Raw genomic sequence first — 7,437 nt, 5'->3', positions numbered from 1 at the left:
TTCGGGCGGTAGAACGTAGGGAAGGCAGCGAGGGGCTCTGGCCGCCTGGCGCTGACCACAAGACGGCAAACGGGGGCCGGATGCATCATGCATCCGGCCCCCGATTCGTTGCGTAGCCAGTACCGCTGCGGACGGCGGTTATACCTGACCGCGGCCCAGGGTGATGGTCAACGGCGTGGAGCGCGTGGCCTGGCGATAGCCGGAAAGGCGCTGCGACTCACGGCGGGTTTGCTGCAACTGGTTGCGGATGTTGTCATGCAGCCGACGGGCCTCTTCGGTCAGGCGGCCTTGCAGGCACTGCAAGCGCAGCAGCTTGTCGCGCAGATCGTTCAGCGCTGCCGGGTCGCGGCGGCTCCAGGCCATCTCCACCAGTTCCGCCCGCTCGCGCGATGCGGATTCGGCGGCATCCACGTCACCGGAGGCAAGGGCCCCCAGTTCGCGCTCGCCCAGTTGCAGGGCCATGTCGAGCAGGGAAAGGCTGTCGCCCATGGCTGCTACCCCTTGCCGGCCTGACGGATGTCCTCGCGCAGGGCCTGAATGACCTTCTTCCAGTTTTCGCAGGCGGGCAGGAATTCGTATTCCAGCAGGTCGGCAAGCAGAATCCAGTCCTCGTTTTCGAGCACTTCGGTCATTTCGCCCAACTGGTCGGAAAAACGTTCCACGTTGTCGCTGAAATCCTTGGTGGTGCGCAGCGAGAATTCGTTGCGCAGCACGCCGATCATGCCCATGAAGTCGCGGGTCACTTCCAGCAGGTCCTGGAACATGTCCAGCGCCTCGGCATCGTCGGCCTGGCGGAACAGCCCGGCCACCTGACGGGCGCCGTCGGTCATCACCTGCACCACCTTGTACAGTTCGCGGGTGATGTTCACGGCCATTTCGCCCACGGGCATGCTGCGGATCTCGACGGAGCGGATGTCGCGCTGCTCGATGTCCTCTGCCTGATGGGGGTAGATTTCCGAAAACGCCTCGTCGTTGACGAGCACGTCGGTAACCACGCGGTTCTCGAGGTAGCTGCCCTCCATCACCTTGACGAGGATTTCTTCGAGATTCGCGAAGTTTTCCAGCTTGATATCGGCCTGGCGGCCATCAATAACGATCATGGGGTCTCCCTCCTGCATCCCGACAACGGGAAAATTTGTCACGTCCGCCTGCGGTAAAGCAAGAAACGGACCATGACACGCACTGCGTGCCCCGGCAGGACACGCGCCCACACCGGCCACCACGCGGCAAACGGAAAGGAAGAATCAGGCCGAAGGGGAAAGGTGGCCCAGCCAGGCCCGCGCCAAACCGCGATACGCCGCCGCCAGGGCCAGCACGGAATCCAGCGATCCGCCCGCCCCCTGCGATTCGCACAGCCACAGGTGCCCAAGCACGTTGAACAGCGCGCTGTTGTCCCACAGGGCCTGCACGCGGCTGACGGTGCCGAGGAAACGCGACTTGGCCATGTCCGAGGGGCGCACCCTGAGCAGCCCCCCCTGCTCGCCCATGAGGTGCAGCAGGGCATCGGCCTGGCGCAGTTCATCCTCGGCACGGGCGCGCAGGGCCTCGGTGAGGCCGCAGGGAGCATGCGGCGGACGAATGGGCTGCATGGATGACGCGGCGACGGGCTGCATCCGGGGCAGGTCAAGAAACTGACGATAGAAATGGCGTTGCAGGCGTATCCAGCGGGTGCGGTCTTCCGCCTCGTGGCCGGACAGCGACACAAGGTCCATGAACCCGCGTCCGGGCATGCACGGGGGCGGAGTGTCACCGGCCCCGCACTCCGCATCCGCCTCGCGCAGGGTGCGCCATACCCGCGCCTCGCGGGGGGCACCCGGTGCCGCATCGGCCAGCGGCCACTGGCCGGTGGTCAGGTGGGCACGGGCCAGGTCGAACGCGGTGCCCGCGGAAATGACCTGGCGGCAACGCTCGCCATGCGGACAGGGAGCGCCGAACGGGCACGGGTGGCAGTCCAGCGCGGGTTCCAGGCAACAGCAGTCCTGGCGGTAGGGGCCGGTATCCCACGGCTGGGCCGTGGCCAGAAAGATGGCCAGCACCGGCACGTCCAGCCCGGCTGCCAGATGCATGGTGCCGGTGTCGTTGGTGACCAGCAGCCGCACGTGGCGCAAGGTGGCGGCCAGTTGCGGCAGGCTGGTTGCCCCGATCAGGTCGATGCACGGCACCGGCCCGCCTGCCCCCGCCTCGCCCGCCTCGCCCGCCTCGCCAGTCCCGATGCTCCCGGCGTCTTCGGCCAGCGCCGCGCGCAGCCGTTCGCCCAGCTTCCGCTCGCCGCCCGCGCCCAGCAGCACCGGCACCAGACGCAGCTCGCGCCACAACCGGGCGGCCAGCGCCGCGAAATGGGCCACGGGCCAGCGACGGCGCTCCTCGCTGGCGCCAAGCTGCATGGCCACGTACCCGGCATGGTCCGGCGGCGCGGTCTGGGCCAGTCGCGCCCCGGCCTCTTCCAGAACGCCCGGCTCGGGCGCGCGCAATTCGTACACCGGGTCCACGTCGCCCACGCCCGCCGCCATGCGGAACAGGTCCACGAGGTTGAACGGACTGCACCCGCGTTGCCGGGTGGAGGCTTGCAGGAATGCAGACCACGGGTCGGCGTTGACCCCGAACCCGAACGGGTCCAGCCCGAAGCCGCGCAGATCGCCCGCGCCCTCTCCATTGGCCGCCAGCAGCCGTGCCAACAGGCGACCGCCCAGCGTGGCCGTGAGGTTCAGCACGGCATCATGGGCATAGGCATCGCGCAGCCGCTCGGCCCAGGTCATCAGCCCCGCCGTGCAGGCCCGCCAGTCGCCGCCGGGCTGCACGCCCGCCAGCAACGCCGAACCCGGCAGGGCCGCCACATGGTCCACGCCCTCCAGCAGCGCCGCCGCCCCGGCGAAATTTTCCAGGCACACCAGCCCCACCCGGTGCCCCTGCGCGCGCAGGCCATGCACCACCGGCTGCGTTTGCAGCAGGTCGCCGAAGCGGGTCAGGTTCACCAGCAGAAGGTTCATGGCGCATCCTTACCGTGAGCAGGTCCGAAAGGAAACGTGGGCCGAAGGCATGTATTCCCGCGTTGCAGCGGGCTGGGTCTTTTCAGGTGGCGCTGGCGCAAGAGGGACTTTTGTTCTCTGCCGAGGAAGATCACCTTTTTATGAAGGGAGTGTGCGGTAGCCGTTACACGAACTTCGTGAGTGTTACGGATGGCGACCGCAGCGCGCTCTTATCGTACTCGACCGGAATAAAAATGGATCTGACGACGGCAGAGGCAAAAAGATCCTTGCGACGGTGCTGCCTAATCCGCCACCACGAAGTTGACCGCAAAATCACCCTTCAACTTCTCGCGCATGCGCTCGGCCTCGCTCAGGGTGCTCCACGGGCCCACCTGGACGCGCCAGAACCGGACCATGTCGGCCCAGTACATGCGGGCGTTCCAGCCCTGGCCTTGCAGGCGGGTCACCAGACGGCTGGCGTTGTCCTTGTTGGAGAAGGCCCCCACCTGCACATAGAAGCGGCCGGTCATGTCGCCGTCCTGCAAGCCGGGCACATCGCCCACGGATTCCACGCGCACCCGCGCGGTGCCGGGCCCCAGCATGCCGATCTGGTTGGCGGCGGTATTGGTCAGGTCGATGATCCGGTCACCCACGAAGGGCCCCCGGTCGTTGACGCGCACGGTGGTGGACCGGCCGTTCTGCAGGTTGGTCACCTTGACCACGGTGTTGAACGGCAGCAGCTTGTGCGCCGCCGTCAGCCCGTACATGTCGTAGATTTCGCCGTTGGCGGTCTTGCGACCGTGAAAATCCTTGCCATACCACGAGGCCACGCCCTCTTCCGAAAACCCGTGCGCCGAAAGCAGAGGATGGTAGGTCTTGCCCAGCACCGTGTACGGCTTTGCGCGCGGCCCCTGGGGCTGCCCCTTGGGGTACTTCACGGACTGGTCCGACGGCGGCGTGGAAATCCGGCGCGGGCCAGAGCCGCAGCCCGCCGCCAGCAGCGCGGCAAGCAGCAACAGCACGATGGGCACAATGAGTCGGAACGGCGAGGAACAGGTCTGGCTGGGGCGAAGGTGCGGCATTAAGGCTCCGTCGGGTTGCGCCGGATACGGCGTGTACGGCGGCCATGAGCGAATCATGACGCAAGCGGGCGGCAGCGGGTAACGACAATCTGGCGGCACGGCCTGCGGTAGGGACAGGGAATGACGCCGGGGAGACGACAACGGATAGGCACAAGGGCCCGCCCCATCGGACTGGCCACATAAAGCGGGCCACATCGCGCCGGCCACATCGCGCCGGCCACATCGCGCCGGCCACATCGCGCCGGCCACATCGGGCGGGGCAGGGCGTGCCGCATTCGACCGGCACGACGCGTCGCGCGCCTCCGGAACTGTTACCGAAAACCGCTGCGCACGCAACCGCTTGCACATCCGCGTGCCGTGCAACGCAGCGGTCCGCGCAGGGCAAGGCCCCGCCCCCTTCCGGATACGCCGCTGCGGCAAGACATCCGACAGCGCAGTGCCGTGGCCCGCCCGCCGCAGTCGCCCCCTGCCGCGACACGCCCCGGACATCCGCTTCGGGCGTACGCCGGGCATGCACGGGGCCTGTACGGGGCGGCACAGGTGCGCGTTGCAAACAAAAACGGCCCGGAAGCATTGCCGCTTCCGGGCCGTTCCTTTCGGTCGCTATTCTTCGGCGTCGCTCTCCACCACGTCTTCTATGGCTTCGGCCTGGCGGAGCAGTTGTTCGATCTGGATGTCCGCGCCGATGACCCCGGTGATCTCGTCGTTGTCGTCGGTGACCGCCGTGGACACGGTAAGGATGAGCTGGCTGGTGAACTGCGACTGGTACACGTCGGTGATGTGCAGTTCGCCGGTCTGCATGGGCCGGATGAACCAGGTCCGGTTGGAGAAGTCGAAGCCCAGCGGCAGCTGGTCGTACTTCGACTTGTACGCCGGGTCGGTGATGGCGGCGGAGAGCAGCTTGCCCTCCTTGTCGGTGAGGTACAGGTACTGGATGAACGGGTACTCGCGCACGAAGTCGCGCATGCACGGGTACTTGTCCTCGCCGCCAAGGCCGGTGATCTGGCATTCCTGGGCCAGCTTGATGATCAGGTGCGCCGAAAGTTCGCCCGCCAGCTTCTTGATCTGGTCGAATTCCGAGGCGAACAGCTCGGGCATGTAGCGCCGCACCAACGCCTTTATTTCCTTGTTGGAGAAGGACGTGTTGCGGCCCTTTTCGTAGGCGTCCATGATCTTGGTGTAGATCTTGCCCACGGCGGGGTGCTTCTTGGACACGTGCCGGTCCTCGGGCAGGCCCAGGTACTGGTTGATCCAGTACGCAACGCCCGCACGTCCCGACTTGTCGGTGATGATGATGGGCACCGGCCGGTTCAGGATCTTGCGCGTATCGAAGATGTTGTAGATTTCCTCGTTCTTGGCCAGGCCGTCCACGTGGATGCCCGCGCTGGTGGCGTTGAAGTCCTTGCCCACGAACGGGTAGTTGTCCGGAATGCGGTAATCCAGTTCCTTCTCGAAGTATTCGGCGATCTCGCTGATGACCCGGGTGTCGGCGGCGTCATCGTCACCGGTCAGCGAGACGTACTCGATGACCAAGGCTTCCAGCGGGGTGTTGCCGGTGCGTTCGCCAAAACCCAGCAGCGTGCAGTTGACGCCGGAGCAGCCATACAGCCACGCGGTGGCCCCGTTGATGAGCACCTTGTGGAAGTCGTTGTGGCCGTGCCATTCCAGCCACTGGCCGGGCACGCCGCCTTCGTCGGTCAGGGCGCGCACGATGCGCGGCACCGAACGCGGCAGGGTGGCGCCGGGGTACGGCACGCCGTAGCCCATGGTGTCGCACATGCGGATCTTGACCGGCTGGCCGCTCTGCTTCGAAAGGTCCATCAGCTTGCGCGCGAAGGGCAGGCAGAAGCCGTGGATGTCGGCGCGGGTGATGTCCTCGAAGTGACAGCGCGGGGTGATGCCCCATTCCAGCGCCTGTTCCACCACGCGCAGGTAGTTGTCCATGGCCTTTTCGCGGTCAAGGCCCAGCTTGAGGTACAGGTGGTAGTCCGACACGCTGGTCAGCAGGCCCACTTCATCGAATTCCATGTCCCGCGCGATCTTCAGGTCGTTAATGTTGGCCCGTATCCACCCGGTGACGTGGGGGAATTTGTATCCCTTGGCCCGGCAGGCCTCGATGGCCTTGCGGTCCTTCTCGGAGTACATGAAGAACTCCGAGGCATGGATGAGGCCGCTGCGCCCGCCAAGGCGGTGCAGCATGTCGTAGATGTGGACGATCTGCTTCACCGTGTAGGGCGGGCGGGCCTGCTGGCCGTCGCGGAAGGTCGTGTCCGTGATGAACATCGGCTCCGCCGGGCGCGGCATCAGGAAGATGTCGTCGAACTCCACGCGGCTGATCTTGGAATAGGGAAAGATCTCGCGGTACAGTTCGGGGTCGTCGCGGTTCTCCAGCCTTACGCGAGAGGAAGCGCGATTGAGATGCAGCAGGCTCATGGCTAGATGGCCCTCCTTCGGGGGGTCTGGTCGATACGCTGTTCCGCCTCGGCCACAAGGCGGTGCGCGCGCTGGCAGCCGGGCGCGATGGCCGCGGCCGCGTGCGCGGCGCGCAGGGCGTCTTCGGGCCTGCCGCCGTCAAGCAGGGATTCCCCCGCCTGGATGAACATGCGCTCCGGCTTGTCGCCGTACAATCCTTGCAGCAACGGCCCGTACTCCTCGCCGAACACCGAGCGCACAAGCTCGTCGCGGTCGAAGAGCAGCCGCGCCAGCAGCCGGTTGCCGCCATGGGCGGCGTAGTACAGGCACATCAGCCTGCGGATGCGGCCAAGGATGTATCGGATGCGCCGGATTTCGCGCTCCATGCTTTCCCGTGTCTGGGCCAGCATGGATGCGAGCGGCTCGACGATGGCCCGCAGTTCCTCCCCCATGTCCTGCTCTCGCAGGGCCCGGTACTGCGGCGCGTAGTGCTGGTGCTGGTAGGCGTCTTCCTTCAGCTTCACGCATTCGTGAAAGGCGTAGCCCACGGCCCAGTCCAGCATGGGCGCCACAGGGTCTTGCGCCGGGTCATTGCGGAAGAGGTGGTGCGCGGTGTCCTTGAGACGCCAGAGCAGCCCCTTGTTCATCATTTCGCCCAGAAGGTCGCGCATGACGGGGAAGGAAACGGCACCGGCCTCGTCGAAGCGGTGGAACTGCCCCTCAAGCACGACGCTCGCCATGCAGAAATCGCGCATGACGTCCCGTGCGAACTCGGCCAGATTGGCCTCTACCCAGCGTCTCGACATGGTGCGTGGTACTCCAAGGGGGGATGTATAGCGTGATTTGACAAGAACGGGAAGTATGGGGTGGGGGCAGCGGGTGGGACGGGTGAAGGGAGAAGGAGGTGCACTGTTGGGGCGGTCTCTACGAAGACAGTCCTGCTTCGTTGACCACGCTCGATCTCGTTATGCCTCCGG

The 7,437-nt window shown here is 66.0% G+C and carries 6 protein-coding genes; all 6 read right to left on the bottom strand.

From position 1 onward, the window contains the following. Nucleotides 1–138 precede the first annotated feature (138 nt). Nucleotides 139–489: a hypothetical protein gene (locus tag ABWO17_RS00030; protein WP_353114827.1), complete on the bottom strand. Its 351-nt coding sequence runs from the start codon at nucleotides 487–489 to the stop codon at nucleotides 139–141. A gap of 5 nt (nucleotides 490–494) precedes the next feature. Then, on the bottom strand, nucleotides 495–1,100 hold the full coding sequence (locus ABWO17_RS00025; protein WP_353114825.1) for a DUF8043 domain-containing protein: 606 nt from the start codon (nucleotides 1,098–1,100) through the stop codon (nucleotides 495–497). A 144-nt stretch (nucleotides 1,101–1,244) separates the two neighbouring features. Beyond that, a complete protein-coding gene (locus ABWO17_RS00020) occupies nucleotides 1,245–2,987 on the bottom strand; it encodes a glycosyltransferase family 9 protein (RefSeq protein WP_353114823.1) in 1,743 nt (580 codons plus the stop codon). 281 nt (nucleotides 2,988–3,268) lie between these two features. Beyond that, complete coding sequence (locus ABWO17_RS00015) at nucleotides 3,269–4,048, bottom strand: septal ring lytic transglycosylase RlpA family protein (protein ID WP_353114821.1); 780 nt, start codon at nucleotides 4,046–4,048, stop codon at nucleotides 3,269–3,271. 603 nt (nucleotides 4,049–4,651) lie between these two features. Beyond that, nucleotides 4,652–6,481, bottom strand: a complete 1,830-nt coding sequence (locus ABWO17_RS00010; protein ID WP_353114819.1) for a triose-phosphate isomerase — start codon at nucleotides 6,479–6,481, stop codon at nucleotides 4,652–4,654. 2 nt (nucleotides 6,482–6,483) lie between these two features. Further along, a complete protein-coding gene (locus tag ABWO17_RS00005) occupies nucleotides 6,484–7,266 on the bottom strand; it encodes an aldehyde dehydrogenase family protein (protein ID WP_309542997.1) in 783 nt (260 codons plus the stop codon). Nucleotides 7,267–7,437: the final 171 nt, after the last annotated feature.

The sequence above is a fragment of the Nitratidesulfovibrio sp. genome, from assembly GCF_040373385.1.
GTDB lineage: Bacteria > Desulfobacterota > Desulfovibrionia > Desulfovibrionales > Desulfovibrionaceae > Cupidesulfovibrio.
This window is presented reverse-complemented; position numbering and strand designations above follow the sequence as displayed.

Excerpts from the sequence above, each read along its gene's own strand:
- ABWO17_RS00030 (WP_353114827.1), bottom strand. The coding sequence starts at position 489 with ATGGGCGACAGCCTTTCCCTGCTCGACATGGCCCTGCAACTGGGCGAG.
- ABWO17_RS00025 (WP_353114825.1), bottom strand. The coding sequence starts at position 1,100 with ATGATCGTTATTGATGGCCGCCAGGCCGATATCAAGCTGGAAAACTTC.
- ABWO17_RS00020 (WP_353114823.1), bottom strand. The coding sequence starts at position 2,987 with ATGAACCTTCTGCTGGTGAACCTGACCCGCTTCGGCGACCTGCTGCAA.
- ABWO17_RS00015 (WP_353114821.1), bottom strand. The coding sequence starts at position 4,048 with ATGCCGCACCTTCGCCCCAGCCAGACCTGTTCCTCGCCGTTCCGACTC.
- ABWO17_RS00010 (WP_353114819.1), bottom strand. The coding sequence starts at position 6,481 with ATGAGCCTGCTGCATCTCAATCGCGCTTCCTCTCGCGTAAGGCTGGAG.
- ABWO17_RS00005 (WP_309542997.1), bottom strand. The coding sequence starts at position 7,266 with ATGTCGAGACGCTGGGTAGAGGCCAATCTGGCCGAGTTCGCACGGGAC.